The sequence below is a fragment of the Caballeronia grimmiae genome (assembly GCF_000698555.1).
Taxonomy (GTDB): Bacteria; Pseudomonadota; Gammaproteobacteria; order Burkholderiales; family Burkholderiaceae; genus Caballeronia; species Caballeronia grimmiae.
The window spans coordinates 1-16,007 of the sequence record NZ_JFHE01000066.1; the positions used below are offsets into that span (position 1 = coordinate 1).

15 protein-coding genes are annotated in these 16,007 nt (G+C 62.7%); 8 read left to right on the top strand and 7 right to left on the bottom strand.

Annotation, left to right across the window (positions count from 1 at the left end; translation table 11 throughout):
* The 4 genes from BG57_RS29390 to acnA all read left to right on the top strand — a co-directional run.
* Positions 1 to 268 (top strand): citrate/2-methylcitrate synthase (locus BG57_RS29390; protein ID WP_035970577.1); only part of this gene is annotated, 268 nt, incomplete at its 5' end.
* Between the two features lie 88 nt (positions 269 to 356).
* On the top strand, positions 357 to 878 hold the full coding sequence (locus BG57_RS29395) for a hypothetical protein (protein ID WP_035970578.1): 522 nt from the start codon (positions 357 to 359) through the stop codon (positions 876 to 878).
* Between the two features lie 32 nt (positions 879 to 910).
* Entirely contained in the window at positions 911 to 2,362 is a 1,452-nt protein-coding gene (locus BG57_RS29400; RefSeq protein ID WP_035970581.1) for a bifunctional 2-methylcitrate dehydratase/aconitate hydratase, read from the top strand.
* Positions 2,363 to 2,430: 68 nt separating this feature from the next.
* Entirely contained in the window at positions 2,431 to 5,148 is a 2,718-nt protein-coding gene (gene acnA, locus BG57_RS29405) for an aconitate hydratase AcnA (RefSeq protein ID WP_035970582.1), read from the top strand.
* A gap of 88 nt (positions 5,149 to 5,236) precedes the next feature.
* Here the strand turns inward: acnA and BG57_RS29410 are convergent, their stop codons facing one another.
* Positions 5,237 to 5,554, bottom strand: a complete 318-nt coding sequence (locus BG57_RS29410) for a DUF2917 domain-containing protein (RefSeq protein WP_035970601.1) — start codon at positions 5,552 to 5,554, stop codon at positions 5,237 to 5,239.
* 293 nt (positions 5,555 to 5,847) lie between these two features.
* On the opposite strand from BG57_RS29410, the gene BG57_RS29415 reads away from it, so the two are divergent.
* Complete coding sequence (locus BG57_RS29415; RefSeq protein ID WP_035970584.1) at positions 5,848 to 7,269, top strand: aminotransferase-like domain-containing protein; 1,422 nt, start codon at positions 5,848 to 5,850, stop codon at positions 7,267 to 7,269.
* Between the two features lie 17 nt (positions 7,270 to 7,286).
* Here BG57_RS29415 and BG57_RS29420 read toward each other — a convergent pair whose 3' ends face one another.
* From BG57_RS29420 to BG57_RS29430, 3 genes are read right to left on the bottom strand one after another with little or no spacing between them, the layout of a single operon-like run.
* Entirely contained in the window at positions 7,287 to 7,901 is a 615-nt protein-coding gene (locus BG57_RS29420) for a DUF5666 domain-containing protein (protein ID WP_035970587.1), read from the bottom strand.
* Between the two features lie 48 nt (positions 7,902 to 7,949).
* Positions 7,950 to 8,717: a molybdopterin-dependent oxidoreductase gene (locus BG57_RS29425; protein WP_035970590.1), complete on the bottom strand. Its 768-nt coding sequence runs from the start codon at positions 8,715 to 8,717 to the stop codon at positions 7,950 to 7,952.
* 4 nt (positions 8,718 to 8,721) lie between these two features.
* Entirely contained in the window at positions 8,722 to 9,315 is a 594-nt protein-coding gene (locus BG57_RS29430) for a cytochrome b/b6 domain-containing protein (RefSeq protein ID WP_035970592.1), read from the bottom strand.
* 172 nt (positions 9,316 to 9,487) lie between these two features.
* Between BG57_RS29430 and BG57_RS29435 the strand changes: the two genes are divergently transcribed.
* Positions 9,488 to 10,159 (top strand): heavy metal response regulator transcription factor, encoded by a 672-nt coding sequence (locus BG57_RS29435; protein WP_035970593.1) that lies wholly within the window; start codon positions 9,488 to 9,490, stop codon positions 10,157 to 10,159.
* The gene (locus tag BG57_RS29440) at positions 10,156 to 11,556 is read left to right on the top strand and encodes a heavy metal sensor histidine kinase (RefSeq protein WP_035970595.1); all 1,401 of its coding nucleotides are present in this window, start codon (positions 10,156 to 10,158) and stop codon (positions 11,554 to 11,556) included. The genes BG57_RS29435 and BG57_RS29440 overlap by 4 nt, the downstream gene beginning before the upstream one ends.
* 5 nt (positions 11,557 to 11,561) lie before the next feature.
* Here the strand turns inward: BG57_RS29440 and BG57_RS29445 are convergent, their stop codons facing one another.
* The 3 genes from BG57_RS29445 to BG57_RS32110 all read right to left on the bottom strand — a co-directional run bounded on the left by BG57_RS29445 (position 11,562) and on the right by BG57_RS32110 (position 15,451).
* Positions 11,562 to 13,361 (bottom strand): FAD-dependent oxidoreductase, encoded by a 1,800-nt coding sequence (locus tag BG57_RS29445; RefSeq protein ID WP_035970597.1) that lies wholly within the window; start codon positions 13,359 to 13,361, stop codon positions 11,562 to 11,564.
* Positions 13,358 to 14,470 carry a DedA family protein/thiosulfate sulfurtransferase GlpE gene (locus BG57_RS29450; RefSeq protein ID WP_167569280.1) on the bottom strand — a complete coding sequence of 371 codons (1,113 nt, stop codon included), beginning with the start codon at positions 14,468 to 14,470 and terminating at the stop codon, positions 13,358 to 13,360. The genes BG57_RS29445 and BG57_RS29450 overlap by 4 nt, the downstream gene beginning before the upstream one ends.
* Before the next feature lie 699 nt (positions 14,471 to 15,169).
* Positions 15,170 to 15,451 (bottom strand): PAAR domain-containing protein, encoded by a 282-nt coding sequence (locus BG57_RS32110; RefSeq protein WP_075583245.1) that lies wholly within the window; start codon positions 15,449 to 15,451, stop codon positions 15,170 to 15,172.
* 276 nt (positions 15,452 to 15,727) lie between these two features.
* On the opposite strand from BG57_RS32110, the gene BG57_RS33585 reads away from it, so the two are divergent.
* The coding region (locus BG57_RS33585; RefSeq protein WP_206539443.1) for a hypothetical protein at positions 15,728 to 16,007 on the top strand (280 nt) is incomplete at its 3' end.

A 16,007-nucleotide genomic window follows, 5' to 3' on the forward strand; every position in this document is an offset into this window, starting at 1 on the left:
CAAGCTTTTCGATATCGCGGAACGCCTCGAATCGGTCATGTGGGACGCGAAGAAGATGTTCCCGAACCTCGACTGGTTCAGCGCAGTCTCGTATCACATGATGGGCGTGCCCACTGCGATGTTCACGCCGCTCTTCGTCATTTCGCGCACGTCGGGCTGGAGCGCGCACATCATCGAGCAGCGCATCGACAACAAGATCATCCGCCCGAGCGCGAATTACACGGGGCCGGAGAATTTGAAGTTCGTGCCGATAAATAAGCGAAAATAGCGGGCTTGCGCGATCGGAACCGCGGGTAAAGCGTTCCAATCCGCGCAACAACCGCCAATCAACCCAAATGTTTTTGAAAGGTTTTTAGATGAATAAGCTTCTGATCGCTGCAATCGTCGGCACGCTCGCCACCACCAGCGTGTTCGTGAGCGCCGACGCCTTCGCCGCGACAACCGAGTCGGGCGCGAGCAAGGCGAAGCGCCCCGCCCCGGCGCGCCGCATCATCAAACGCTCCCCCAAGGCGGCGGCGGCTGCAGCAGCCAAGACGGACCCGGTTCCCGAAGGCGCCGTGAAGTGGGCCTGCAAGGACGGTCTTGCTTTCTATCTGAAGGGCGACATGAAGCGTGACGCAATCGTCACGGTCAACTGGGCGAAGAAGGACTACAAGCTGCCGCGTCAGGATACGACGACCGGCGCCGATCGCTTCCACGATTCGGCAACGGGCATGGATCTCGTCGTGATCCCGACCAAGGCGATGCTGTTCTCGGACAAGGACTCCTCGCGACTCGCCGACGAGTGCATGACGTCCGAAATGGCCGCAGGCGCGGCTGCGCCGACGCAGTCCGAAGCGCTGAAGCAGAACCCGCTGCTGCTCAAGCCGGCGGAATAAGCAACGTCAGCACATCAAACAGGGAATCCTCGATGTCCGCACCGATCTCCAATGTCCGCCCTGAGCCGGACAAGGTACTCGTAGACATAGTCGACTATGTTCTCAACTATGGCGTCGACAGCACGCTCGCGCTCGAAACGGCGCGCAACTGTCTGATCGACACGCTCGGTTGCGGACTCGAAGCCCTCTCCTATCCCGCCTGCACCAAGCTGATGGGACCGATCGTGCCCGGCACGATCGTCCCCAATGGCGCGAAAGTGCCGGGCACGCAGTTCCAGCTCGACCCGGTTCAGGCCGCCTTCAACATCGGCGCGATGATCCGCTGGCTCGACTTCAACGACACGTGGCTCGCCGCCGAATGGGGCCATCCGTCGGACAATCTGGGCGGCATTCTGGCGACCGCGGACTGGCTTTCGCGCAACGCCGTCGCATCCGGCAAAAAGCCGCTCACGATGAAAGACGTCCTGATCGCGATGATCAAGGCGCACGAAATTCAAGGCTGCATCGCGCTCGAGAACTCGTTCAACAAGGTCGGCCTCGATCACGTGCTGCTGGTGAAGCTCGCTTCCACGGCGGTGGTCGGACAGATGATCGGTCTCTCGCGCGAAGAGCTCATCAACGCGGTGTCGCTCGCATTCGTCGATGGTCATTCGCTGCGCACGTATCGCCATGCGCCGAACACCGGCTCGCGCAAGTCGTGGGCAGCCGGCGATGCAACCTCGCGCGCCGTGCGTCTCGCGCTCATCGCGAAGACCGGCGAAATGGGCTATCCGTCCGTGCTGACGGCCAAGACCTGGGGCTTCTACGATGTCCTCTTCAAGGGCAACGAGTTCAAGTTTCAGCGTCCGTATGGCTCGTACGTGATGGAGCATGTGCTCTTCAAGATATCGTTTCCGGCCGAGTTCCACTCGCAGACGGCGGTGGAAGCGGCCATGACCCTGCACGGCATGCTCAAAGAAGCCGGCAAGGGCGTCGAGGACATCAAGAAGATCACCATTCGCACGCACGAGGCGGCCATTCGCATCATCGACAAGAAGGGGCCGCTCGATAACCCCGCGGACCGCGATCACTGCATCCAGTACATGATCGCCGTGCCGCTGATCTTCGGCCGCCTGACCGCCGCGGATTACGAAGACGCCGTCGCAAAAGACCCGCGCATCGACACCTTGCGCGCAAAGATGGAATGCGTGGAAGACCCGCAGTTCACGAAAGATTATTTCGATCCGGACAAGCGTTCCATTGCGAACGGGCTGACCATCGAGTTCAACGACGGTTCGGCGCTCGATGAAGTCGTGGTCGAGTATCCGATCGGTCACAAGCGCCGCCGCGCGGACGGCATTCCGCTGCTCGTCGAGAAGTTCAAGACGAACCTCGCGCGCCGCTTTCCCACCAGGCAACAAGAGGCGATCCTCGCGGTATCGCTCGATCAGGCAAAGCTGGAAGCAATGCCGGTCAATGAATACGTCGATCTGTACGTGATTTAGTCGATCGACTCGGTCATACAGAAACGTTGCATCGAAGCATTTCCTCGTTTAGTCCTAGGAAAACAACCATGGCCCACAATCTCCACAATACGCTCAAGGAATTCGACAGCGGTTCCGGCAAAGGCAAGTTCTACTCGCTGCCGCAACTCGGCGAAGCACTGAAGGTCGACATCCAGCGCCTGCCGGTTTCGATCCGTCTCGTGCTCGAGTCGGTGCTGCGCAACTACGACGACAAGAAGATCAGCGAGGAGCACATCAAGCAACTCGCGAACTGGAAGCCGAACGCGGCTCGCGTCGATGAAATTCCGTTCGTCGTCGCGCGCGTGGTGCTGCAGGACTTCACCGGCGTGCCGCTGCTCGCCGACATTGCCGCGATGCGTGGCGTCGCGAAGCGTGCCGGCAAGGACCCGAAGGCGATCGAGCCGCTCGTGCCGGTGGACCTCGTCGTCGATCACTCGGTGCAGATCGACCACTTCCGCGAACCGAACGCGCTCGACCTGAACATGAAGCTGGAATTCCAGCGCAATAACGAGCGCTACCAGTTCATGAAGTGGGGCATGCAGGCATTCGACACGTTCAAGGTCGTGCCGCCGGGCGTCGGCATCGTGCACCAGGTCAACCTCGAGTACCTCGCACGCGGCGTCCACAAGAAGGCCGAAGGCAGCGACACCGTGTACTACCCGGACACGCTCGTCGGCACGGACTCGCACACGACGATGATCAACGGCATCGGCGTGGTGGGCTGGGGCGTGGGCGGCATCGAAGCGGAAGCGGGCATGCTCGGCCAGCCGGTGTACTTCCTCACGCCGGACGTCGTCGGCGTCGAGCTGAAGGGCAAGCTGCGCGAAGGCTGCACGGCAACCGACCTCGTGCTGACCATCACCGAAATGCTGCGCAAGGAAAAGGTCGTCGGCAAGTTCGTCGAGTTCTTCGGTGAAGGCACGGCGTCGATCGCGGTGCCGGACCGCGCGACCATCGGCAACATGGCGCCGGAATACGGCGCGACGATGGGCTTCTTCCCGGTCGACGAAAAGACCATCGACTACTTCAAGGGCACGGGCCGCACCGACGCGGAAATCGCCGCCTTCGAAAACTACTTCAAGGCGCAGAACCTGTGGGGCGTGCCGCACGCCGGCGACATCGACTACACGAAGACGCTCACGCTCGATCTGTCGACCGTTGCGCCGTCGCTCGCCGGCCCGAAGCGTCCGCAAGACCGCATCGAAATCGGCAACGTGAAGAGCACGTTCACCGACCTGTTCTCGAAGCCGGTCGGCGAAAACGGCTTTGCGAAGAAGCCGGACGACCTGCAAGCGACGTACAAGACGGCTGACGGCATCGACGTCAAGAACGGCGACGTGCTGATCGCGGCCATTACCTCGTGCACGAACACGTCGAACCCGAGCGTGCTGCTCGCGGCCGGCCTGCTCGCGAAGAAGGCTGTCGAAGCCGGTCTGACGGTGGCGCCGCACATCAAGACATCGCTCGCGCCGGGATCGCGCATCGTCACGGAGTATCTGACGAAGACCGACCTGCTGCAGTATCTCGACAAGCTCGGTTTCACGCTGGCCGCTTACGGCTGCACGACGTGTATCGGCAATGCGGGCGACCTGACGCCGGAACTCAACGACGCGATCGTGAAGAACGATATCGTCGCGGCCGCCGTGCTGTCGGGCAACCGCAACTTCGAAGCGCGCATTCACCCGAACATCCGCTCGAACTTCCTGGCTTCGCCGCCGCTGGTGGTGGCCTATGCCATCGCGGGCAACATCACGCGCGACCTGATGACCGAGCCGGTCGGTCAGGGCAAGGATGGCCGCGACGTCTACCTCGGCGACATCTGGCCGACGAGCGAGGAAGTGCACGCGCTGCTCAAGTTCGCGCTCGACGCCGACGCGTTCCGCAAGAACTACGCGCAACTCACGACGGAAGGCGACCTGTGGAGCAAGATCGCGGGCGAAACGGGCCAGGTCTACGACTGGCCGAAGTCGACGTACATCGCTGAGCCGCCGTTCTTCGGCGACGACTTCTCGATGAAGCCGGCCGATTCGATCCCCGCGGTGAAGGGCGCACGCGCGCTCGGCATCTTCGGCGATTCCGTGACGACCGACCACATCAGCCCGGCGGGCTCGATCAAGGAAACGTCGCCGGCGGGCGTGTGGCTGAAGGCGAACGGCGTGCAGAAGGCCGACTTCAACAGCTACGGCTCGCGTCGCGGCAATCACGACGTGATGATGCGCGGCACGTTCGCGAACGTCCGCATCAAGAACCTGATGATTCCGGCGAAGGCAGACGGCACGCGCGTCGAAGGCGGTCTGACGATTCATCAGCCGAGCGGCGAACAACTGTCGATCTATGACGCCGCGATGAAGTACATCGCCGACGAAACGCCGACTGTCATCTTCGCGGGCGAAGAGTATGGCACGGGTTCGTCGCGTGACTGGGCCGCGAAGGGCACGCAGTTGCTCGGCGTGAAGGCCGTGGTCGCGCGCAGCTTCGAGCGTATCCATCGCTCGAACCTGGTTGGCATGGGCGTGCTGCCGCTGCAGTTCAAGGGCGCGGACAGCATCCAGTCGCTGAACATCACCGGCGATGAAACGTATGACATCGAAGGCCTCGGCGATAACTTCAAGCCGCAGCAGGAAGTGACGCTCGTGATCCATCGCAAGGATGGCAAGAACGATCGCGTGCAAGTACTGCTGCGTATCGATACGCCGATCGAAGTCGACTACTACAAGCACGGCGGAATTTTGCCGTTCGTGCTGCGTTCGCTGCTCGCGGCTTAAGCTCGCGCGTGGTTTTGCAGGTGACCGCGCTCGACAGAGCGCGGGAACATTGGACCCGGCCTTGGCCGGGTTTTTTTTCGCCTGCGCGCTACACGTTCGACACAGCCGTTCCGCTTTGCCCCGCGCGCCGCGCCAGCCACGCGTGAATGAGCGCAGCAAGACTTCGCGCTGACGCCGACTCCGACGCCAGCGAAAACCGGCTGCCCTCGCACGCGCCGCTGATCCAAATCGTCGAATACGGCTTCAGTTCGATTGCGTCGCCGGCGTTCAGCCAGTGATCGTCCGCCTCGCCTTCCACCGTCATCCAGATTTGCCCGCGCAGCACGCGCAGCGTTTGCGGGCGGTGGCTGCTCCACCGCGTCGGCGCATCGCGCCGGTCGAGTTCGAATGTCCGGATTTCACGCATGATGCCGCTCCCAGTTGACTCATCGGATGGCCGCGCCGCGAAAGTGGTCGCCGGGCCGTTGAACACATTATTGGGCCGGTTCCGAACATCTTGAATGAACACTTGCGTACAGTTGCATCGAAACTGTTCAGTCAGACTGCGTGAACAGTTCACGCTGTTCGGCCAGCGCGCGGACACTGCATTAGCCGATCGGACAGCTTGACACGGCTTTACGGCTGCGTTCGAATCACTTCTGACACTCGTGCAAACAGCGCGTGCAACTGTTCACCCGACCCCACCGAACACTTCAAACGATGAACGCACTTCCGCTCAGAATCGACGGCGCGACCGGCGTTCCGCTCACCGAGCAGATCGTCAGTCAGATCGAAGCGATGATCCGCTCACGGCGCGTGCTCGCCGGCGCGAAGCTGCCGTCGATCCGTCAGCTGGCCGCCGAACAGCGCATCAGCCGCTTTCCGGTGATCGAGGCTTACGACCGCCTCGCGTCGCGCGGGCTCATCCAGCCGAAGCACGGCTCGGGTTTTTACGTGGCGAATCGTGTCGATGACCGCGAGGGCGAGTCGGGCAATTGCGATCCGCGTCTCGCGGAAGAAGAATCGAATCAGGTGCTTCAGCAGTTCAACTACCCCGGCGAGACGCTCAAGCTCTCGAGCGGTTTCATCCCGGAGGCGTGGCGCGATCTCGATGGCCTCACGCAAGCCATCCGTCAGGCGTCGCGCAGCGATATATCGAGCGTGATCGACTACGCAATTCCGCACGGCGACGCCAGCCTGCGCCAGCAAGTGACGCTGCGGCTCAACGCGCTCGGCATCGCCGCCGATCTGCCGAACGTGATGATTACGAACGGCGCGAGCCAGGCGCTCGACCTGATCGTGCGAACGATGCTGAAGCCGGGCGATACGGTGTTCGTCGAAGATCCCGGCTACTACAATCTCTTCGGCCTGCTGAAGCTGCAAGGCGTGCGGCTCGTCGGCGTGCCGCGGCTCGCGAACGGGCCGGACGTCGACGCAGCCGAAGCCCTGCTCAAGCAACACAAGCCGAAGCTCTTCTTCGTCAACACGGTCTTCCAGAATCCGACCGCGACGAACATTGCGCCGCAGATCGCGTTCAAGCTGCTGCAACTCGCGACGCTGCACGGCTTCTCCATCGTCGAGGACGATATCTACGCCGATTTCCAGGCCGTGCCGACGCAACGGCTCGCGTCGCTCGATCAGCTTGACCGTGTGATTTACGTGGGCGGCTTGTCGAAGACGCTGTCGTCGTCGCTGCGGATTGGCTATCTGGCCGCGAACCGGCAACTCGTGAAGGGTCTCGTCGATGTGAAAGTGCTGACGAGCCTCGGCGGCACGCGATTCGCGGAAAGCGTCGCGGCGAGCCTGCTCGAACGCGGCACGTATCGCAAGTATCTGGAGCGGCTGCGCAAGCGCGTGCGCGATTCGCTGTCGAGTGCGGTGCAGCAGCTCGAAGGCTATGGATGGACAGTGTTCGATGAACCGAGCGGCGGCAGCTTCGTCTGGGCAAGCGTGCCGGGCATCGGCGACTCAGCGGTGCTCGTCGATGAAGCCGTGAAGTTCGGCGTCACGCTCGCGCCGGGGAGCTACTATCGGCCGAACGGGGAAGCGTGTCCGTGGGTGCGGATCAACTCGGCGTATGCGGGAGACCGGCGCGCGTCGCGCTTCTTCGAGCATGTGACTCAGAAGCGCGACGCGGCCTGAAACAAGCGCCGCTGCGATTACATCGGAGGGGCGACGCCATCCTTCTCGACGACGATCCGCTGTGCAGCATAGGCGCCGCCGCTTTCCGGGCTCGCCACCACGAACACCTTCTTGCCCGGCTTCAGATCGTCATGCGTCGCCGGCGCGAAAGTCACGACCGGCACGTTCTCCGGCACTGTCACCGCGTTCGATCCGCCCTTGTACGACAGCTTCAGGTCGCGTCCGCTGGTGCCCTGCACGACCTGATCGACGTTCGCGTTGGTCATCGAGCTTTGCGGGCCGAGATCCCACGCATAGTGGCCTTCGCCCGTGCCGCGTGCGGCTTCCGGGAACACGAGCACTTCGGTTGCGGTGAGCTTGCCATCGGTGCCGGTGGTGGCTGCGGTGCCCACGAACTGGCCCGGCTTGATGTCGGCCAGCTTGATGTTCTTCAGCGCCGACACGGGCGTATCCGCTTTCACCGCGATCTTCACCGTATCGCCGCTGCGGCGATGCACGGTCAAGGTATCGCCCGACAACGCGACGATATCGCCGCGAATGCGCGCGGGCTTGCCTGCGGGCGCCTGAGCGAAGGCGGCGGTCGTGAATGCGAGAGCCGCGATGCTGAGGCCGAGTTTCGTGCGAATCGACATTGAATCTCCTTCAGTGAGTGGACAACGTAAGCGATAGAAAAAGCATCATCAGGAACCGCCGAACCAGTTGTAGCCCTGGTTCTCCCAATAGCCGCCGGGGTAATCGTTGGTCACGGTAATCGCGACGATATGCTTCGGGTTCTTGTAGCCGAGCTTGGTCGGCATGCGCAGCTTCATCGGGAAGCCGTATTTCGGCGGCAAGAACTGGCCGTCGTAAGTCAGCGTGAGCAGCGTTTGCGCGTGCAGCGCCGTCGGCATGTCGATGCTCGTCGAGTAGTTATCGGCGCAATGGAACGCGACATACTTCGCGCTCGTATCCGCGCCCGCTCGCGCCAGAACATGCGCGAAACGCACGCCGCCCCACTTGCCAATGGCGCTCCATCCTTCGATGCAAATGTGCCGTGTCACCTGGCTTTCCTGCGGCATCGCGTGCAGTTCATCGAGCGTCCACACGCGCTTGCCCGTGACGCGCCCGCCTACTTCGAGCTTGTAGGCCGATGCATCGACTTCCGGCACTTCGTCGATGTCATAGAACGCGTTGAAAGGGAACGGACGCGTGATCATCGACTCGGGATACGTCGGTGCGAGCTTGTTCGGATCGAAGAGCAGCGCCTGCGCGTCGTCGTTGAACGACGATATCTTGCGCAGCATCGCGTTGACGGACTTGTCATCGGTGAGATTGCAACCGGATAGCATCACGAGGCCGCCGAGCGACAGAATGCGCTTGCCGAAGAGACGCCGGGCGGGCGCTTTGAGTTCCTTCGCGGCATCCTTGATGATGGACTCTGCATCGAGCTTGGTGTTTCGGATCGACATGGCGTCAACGTCCTCTGATCATCAGCACGAGCGAACGCGGCACGAGTGCGACCATCACCACATGCAGCACGACGAACGCCACCAGAAAACTCATGCCGAAGAAATGCACGACGCGGGCATTGTCATAGCCGCCCATCAACGTGCGAAGAAAGGGAAACTGCACGGACTTCCACACGACGAGGCCCGACAGAATGATGACCACGATATCCACGATCACCGCGAGATAGGCGAGCTTCTGCACGGCGTTGTAGTGCGTGAGATCGTCGTGGCCGAGCTTGCCGCGCACTGCGGCGAGCGCATCGTTCACGACGCTCCTGATGCTCAACGGAAACATGCGCCGGCGAAAGCGCCCGGTCACGACGTTCATCACCGCATACACGATGAAGTTCGCCACCAGCAGCCACATTGCCGCGAAGTGCCATTGCAGCGCGCCGCCGAGCCAGCCGCCGAGCGTGATCGACGATGGGAACGTGAACGGTTTGAAAATGGGCGATGCGTTATAGATCTGCCATCCGCTCGTCACCATCACGACGATGGCGAGCGCATTGAGCCAGTGCGTGATACGCAGCCATAGCGGCTGTAGCGTTCCTTGCTGCACGTCGAACCTCGCGTCGGGTTGATGGGACTTGAAACGAGAGCATGAAGCGGATGCTAACGGCGCGGCGCTGATGGATCGATGACGACTCGATGACTTTTTTGTCATACTCGGCCGGCCTCACGCGCGCGCTGGCAGAATGACGTCAACGTAGCAACGACAGCGAAGCGCGCGCATGACCATCCTCGTGATCGAAGACGACCGCAAGACCGGCGACTACCTGAAAAAAGGGCTCATCGAGTCCGGATATCAGGTCGATCTCGTGCGCAACGGCACGGATGGTCTGCATCAGGCGCTCGCCAATCCCTACGAGTTGATCGTGCTCGACGTGATGCTGCCGGGCATCGACGGATGGCAGATCATGTCCGCATTGCGCGCAAAGCGTGACCTGCCTGTCATTTTTCTCACGGCGCGCGATCAGGTGAGCGACCGCATTCACGGCCTCGAACTCGGCGCGGACGACTATCTCGTCAAGCCGTTCTCGTTCACTGAACTGGTCTTGCGCATTCGCACGCTGTTGCGCCGTGGCGTGATGCGCGAATCGGATACGTTTCAGGTCGCCGACCTTCACGTCGATGTCCTGCGCCGCAAGGTCACGCGCAAGGGCATCGACATCGTACTGACGAACAAGGAGTTCGCGCTGCTGCATCTCTTTTGCAAGCATCAGGGCGAAGCGCTCTCGCGCACGCTGATCGCATCCGAAGTGTGGGACATGAACTTCGACAGCGATACGAACGTCGTCGATGTTGCGGTCAAGCGTCTGCGCGCGAAGATCGACAATCCGTTCGAACTGAAGCTGATTCATACCGTGCGCAGCATCGGCTATTCGTTCGGAGAGGATTCTTGAAGCGGCCTTCGCGATCGCTTGCGGTTCGCATCGCGCTCTCGTTTGCGGCGATCGTATGCGCGGTCGTCGGCATGGTCGGCGCGTCGCTTTATCACGCGACCAACTCCGCACTGTCGACGCGCGCCGATTATCAGGTGATCGCCCGCGTCGAACATTTCCGCTCGCTGCTGCACGACCTTTACACGATCAACGAACTCGAAGCGCGGCCCCGGCTCTTCGAAACGATGCTCGGCGACCGGCAGGACGTGATTCTCTTTCGACGCGCGGGAACGGCGCCCTTCATCAACGTCAATCCCGAGCACATGCCGTTGCCGCCGCTGTCGATCGTGCCGGTCGATCGCGCCATCGGTCTCGACGATCTCTACGAAGGCACGCGCGCCGATGGCGTGCGGATGCGCTGGGTCGGCGCACAGGCGCGCATCGGCGATAGCGGCGAAGTGGTCGACATCATCGCGGCGCACGTGATGACGCAGGAAGCGCACGTGTTGTCGGCTTATCTGAAGCGCGTATGGTTCACGGTGATCGGCGCGGTGGCGGTGACGATGCTGCTCGCGTACTGGGTCACGAGCCGCGGACTCATGCCGCTGAAACTGATGGCCGCCAAGGCCGCGGAGATCACGCCAAACCGTATGTCGGCACGGCTCGACGTCGCGCATGCGCCCGCGGAACTGCAAAGCCTCGCGGCGTCGTTCAATGCGATGCTCGATCGGCTCGAACATGGTTACGAACGCCTGCTGCAATTCTCGGCGGACCTTGCGCACGAGTTGCGCACGCCGATTGGCGTACTGATCGGCGAGACACAGGTGATGCTCGCGCACGAACGCAGCGTGGCCGAATATCGCGGCGTGCTGGAATCGAATCTCGAAGAGCTGGAGCGGCTCTCGCGCATCGCGCAGAACATTCTCTTTCTCGCTCAAGCGGATCATTCGCAACAGCCGATGGAGCGCGAGCGAATCGACATTCGCGAGGAACTCGAAACCATCGCGGCGTATTTCGAAGGCATCGCGGAGGAGCGCCGCATCACGTTCGCCATCGAGGCGAGCGGCGCGATGCACGCCAACGCGATCATGTGCCGGCGCGCAATCGGCAACGTCGTCGTAAATGCGGTGCGTTATGCGGCGGCGGGCACCGTCGTGCACCTTTCCGGTCATGCCGATGCGGACGGCGCGTGCATCGTCGTGGGCAATCGCGGCGCGGTCATCGCACAGCAAGAACTCGCGCGGCTCTTCGACCGCTTCTATCGCGGCGATGCGGCCCGCAGCGAGTTCACGGAATCGAGCGGGCTCGGGCTGTCGATCGTGCAGGCGATCATGCGGATGCACGGCGGCAGCGCGTCGGCCGCGTGCTCGCCGGATGGGTGGATCGAATTCACGCTGCGGTTTCCGGCGAGCGCCTGAAGACGCTACGTCCCGGCGACGCTCAACGCCTGCCGCTGGGCCAGCAAGCCATGAATCTGCGCGACGACCGCCGCGCCTTCGCCGACGGCAGCCGCGACGCGCTTCGTCGAAGTCGAACGGACATCGCCGATCGCGAAGACGCCCGGCACGCTCGTTTCCAGCCCCATGACGCCTTGCGTGCGTCCGTCGTGCGCTTCGGGACCGGTCAGCACGAAGCCCTTGCCATCGACGCTCACGCTGCAGTCGCGCAGCCAGTCGGTGTTCGGGTTCGCGCCGGTGAAGAGAAACAGATGCCGCGATTCGAGCGTGAGCGGACCATCGGGCGTCTTGCACTGGACGGCGGTGAGCGCGCGGTCATCGCCCGTTAGCGAGACGATTTCCGTATGCGTGCGCACCGTCACGTTCGGCAGCGAGCCGATGCGCTCCACCAGATAATGCGACATGCTCGCCGCGAGCCCGGAACCGCGAATCAGCACATGGACATGCTTCGCGTGCGAGGCGAGATACACGGCCGCCTGCCCCGCCGAATTGCCGCCGCCGACGAGCACGACCTCCGCGTTCTTGCAAAGCTTCGCCTCGACCGGCGACGCCCAGTAGTACGTGCCATGCCCTTCGTAACGCTCGAGCCCGTCGATCGCCGGCCGCCGATACGCCGCCCCGGACGCGATCACGACCGTCTGCGTCGTCACGCGCGCGCCGTTCTCCAGCTCGATCTGAATCGGCGACGAACCGCAGTGCAGCGCCTTGATGCGCGTCGGAATCGCGATGTGCGCGCCGAATTTCTGGGCCTGCACGAACGCGCGGCCCGCGAGCGCCTGGCCGGAGATGCCGGTCGGAAAGCCGAGATAATTTTCGATGCGCGCGCTCGCGCCAGCCTGCCCGCCCGGCGCGCGGCAATCGAACACCGCCACCGACAGCCCTTCGGACGCCGCATAAACGGCCGTCGCCAGACCGGCCGGACCGGCCCCGACGATAGCGACATCGTAGACATGGGCCGGATCGAACTCGGGCAGCCAGCCGAGCTGTGTCGCGAGCTGATTCTCGTCGGGTGCGCGCAGCACCGTGCCATCGGGACAGATAACGAGCGGAAAATCCGCCGTCGACGCCGAGATGCGTTCGAGCAGCGCGATCGCATCCGGGTCCGAGCAGGCGTCGATGACCGTATGCGGATAACCATTTCGGCGCAGAAAGCCTTGCAGCGACACGAGCCGGCCATCGTCGGACTGGCCGAGCAGCACCGGGCCGCTGCCCTTTTCGATCAAGCCGACGCGCCGCAGAATCAGCGCGCGCATGATGCGCTCGCCGAGTTCCGCTTCCGCGACGAGCAGCGCGCGCAGCCGCTCCGGTGGCACGACGATGCCTTCGACATCCTCCACCGCAATGCCATCGACGAGACAGGGCTTGCCCGAAAGCTGCGCGACTTCCGCGAGGAAATGTCCCGCGCCATGTTCGACGATCAGGTGATTGCCGCCGAGCGCATCGCGCCGCGTGACGCGCACGAGCCCGCTCAGGATGACGACCATGCCGCGCCCGACTTCGCCCATCCGGAACAACCACTCGCCCGCACGCCAGCGCGCCGTCGTGCCGAAGCGGCTCATGCGCTCGATTTCGGCATCGGTGAGGCGCGGAAACATCTGATGCGAGCGTGTTTGCAGCGGCGAGAACGGCGCGTTGTCGTCGGCGGATGCGGATGCACTGACGCCCGTGGCCACGACGTTGGGATCGTCGGGCGGCGGCATCCCCGGACTCCAGGCGACGACGTTCGGCATCTCCATTGCGTGCCCGTTACTCGGGGTCGTACTCATGCGCGATCTCCGTGTGGTAACCCTGGTTCATGCAAGGACGCAGTTGCCTGGGACGTCTGCGCGGCCTGTACCGCCTGTACCTGCTGCACGATGGGCAACGTGCAGGCGGAGGCCATCTGCTCCGCTTCCTCGGGGCTCGTCGCCGCGAGTTCGCCGAACTCGGTCAAGTTCGCGACTTCGAAACCGGCGAGCCGCCATGCGTCGAGACCGCCCGTCAGCGGGAGCACATCGCGAAAGCCCGCGTTGCGCATGGTCTTCGCCATCCACGCCGCCGACACTTCGTTCGGACAGGAGCAATAAATGACGACCTTGCGCGACTTGTCATAGCTTTCGATGATCTTCTGCAGTTCGCGCTCGTCCGCGAAGAGCGAGCCGGGAATCGCGAACGGGTCGAGCATGCGCTTTTCCGGCGAGCGGATGTCGAAGATCACGGGCAGCGGTTCGGCGTGCATCAGCGCGTAAAGATCGTCGACGGTGATGCGCGCTTTTTCCAGCGTCGCCATCAGCGCACGGCGACGCCACCAGCGATACGTCACGTAGATCGCCAGCAAGACGGCGACGACCATGCCCGCTTGCCGGCCGAGCCGCGAGATCATCGCGAAGACCATTTCCAGCTCGGCTGCGAACAGCACGCCGACGCTCAGGCCGACCGCACTCCACAACGCGATGCCTGCGCCATCGTGCGCGATGAAGCTGCGCAGGCGCACGCCCATCGCGCCGGCGAGCGGCACCGAGACGAGCGACAGACCGGGAATGAACTTGGCGACGAGCAGAATGCGCACGCCCCATCGCCCGAAGAAGCGTTCGGTCTTTTTCACGCAGGTATCGCGCGAAAGGGACAGCTTGCAGATGGTTTTGAGCGTGCGGTCGCCGTATTTGCGTCCGCCCTGGAACCAGACGAAGTCACCGAGCACGCCGCCCGCCACCGCGACGGCCAGCACACCGAGCAAGGGCGTCCAGAAAGCGGCGCCGTTCACGGCCATCAACGCGATCGACGCGCCGACGATGATCATCGTGGGCATGGCGGGCACGGGCAGCCCGAGGGCCGAGCCCATCACGTTGATGAAAACGATGATCGGGCCGAACCGATCGACTAGCTGATGCAGCAACATGGGATTCTCCCGCTTGGCGCTACGGCAAGTGACGGGACGAAGCGGTTTCGCGCGCGATGGCGGCGAAAGGCGCAAGCCGGAAGAATGGGGAGAAACGGGCGAGCGACGCCCGTGATCCATGGCGGCGCATGGAGCGCCGGGCCGGCCTTCGTCACATATAAGGGATGAGTTTAGCGCGGAAATGCGGAAGGAAGCGTGACGGCGTGCAGGGAGCGCGCGTCACGCTGGTTGTTGCGGACGGGCGACCAGCAGGTCAACACTCGTCCGCCGCTAGGAAGCGGTGTATCGCGATGTGGAACCGATATTAGAAGGCAGTCGCCTGCTCGCAGTTGGATGACATGCGCTGCTTGTCCATGTCGCTTTTGCTTTGAGTCGGGAGTCGTTGTCTGGTGCAGTTGATGCCGTTCGTCCGCGCTAGGATGCGGGGATGGGCGGCCACTGTAATAGGCAGGCCATCGACGTTGCGCGTGTCCGCGATTGAATGTTCCGGTGTGGTCCAACGCGCATGCGTCGGCAGGATGCGATACGATCGCGTGGGCTGCGTGCCCCCGAGACACTCGCCGCATACACTTAGAACTGCGCGTGGTCCGGCCGATCGAGGCCGTCGCGGGCCAAGTCGGCACACGCGCGCGACAAAGCGACGACAGCGAACGGTAGCGGAAGTCCGCCTTAATCGTTAGCGATGCTCGTTGAAGCCTAGTCGCCAATCTTGGCGGTTATACTTCCAACGACCGTGCAACCGCATTCTGTGCGGTGCCCATGAGGCGCCACGCGCTGTCCGTCAGTCATAAGAGTCGGATGCGCTTCTGTGATCCGATTCACGCCATGCGAACGCCCGTCGAGATACTTCAACGGGCAGTCGACGAAATCATAGAAGCGCGCGACACTGCGACCGCTGATCCTGTACGTGGGCGAGCCAGTGATAACCTTTCGTCCGTGGTCGGTGCTGTCACCGACGAGAATGATCGAAAGACTCATAACGTATTAATGGCAGAAAGTTTAATTCGGCTGTCTCCGGCCACGTCGGGCGACGCCATTGCCTGAGCTGCTCAAGAACAACACTGATAGGATCAGTCGGAAACTTCGCCGGATTCTGCGCGGCTGTTCTCTAATAGGGATCGGACGCTTCGACTGCGCACTGCGCCTCGATGTCTGCTGGCCTTGAGGGACGTGCGGAGAGAAGCAGCCATCCATTTCAGTTGCTCAGATCGGCCCATTCCCTTTGGCATGTTCTTAAGTCCTTCTCGGTCGATCATGACCACCATTTTGACCGATACGGTCTTGTTCATCGGCTCACCACGAATGGCGAGCGCGCGCAGAGCGCGCGTAACTTCCGTTTGCAGTGCGATCTCGCTCACGAGTGTCAGCTACGGCTGCGCGCGCAGATCACGTGATTCGACGCCTACACCGGAATTCGCCCGCCTGGTCGCATTCCGCCGCAACTCACGCATGTATTCCTCGGGCTCGAAACGCATGCCGGTGATCGGCGCGTCCGTCGGCGATGCGCCCAACCAGCTCGACCAGCCAAGCTGCT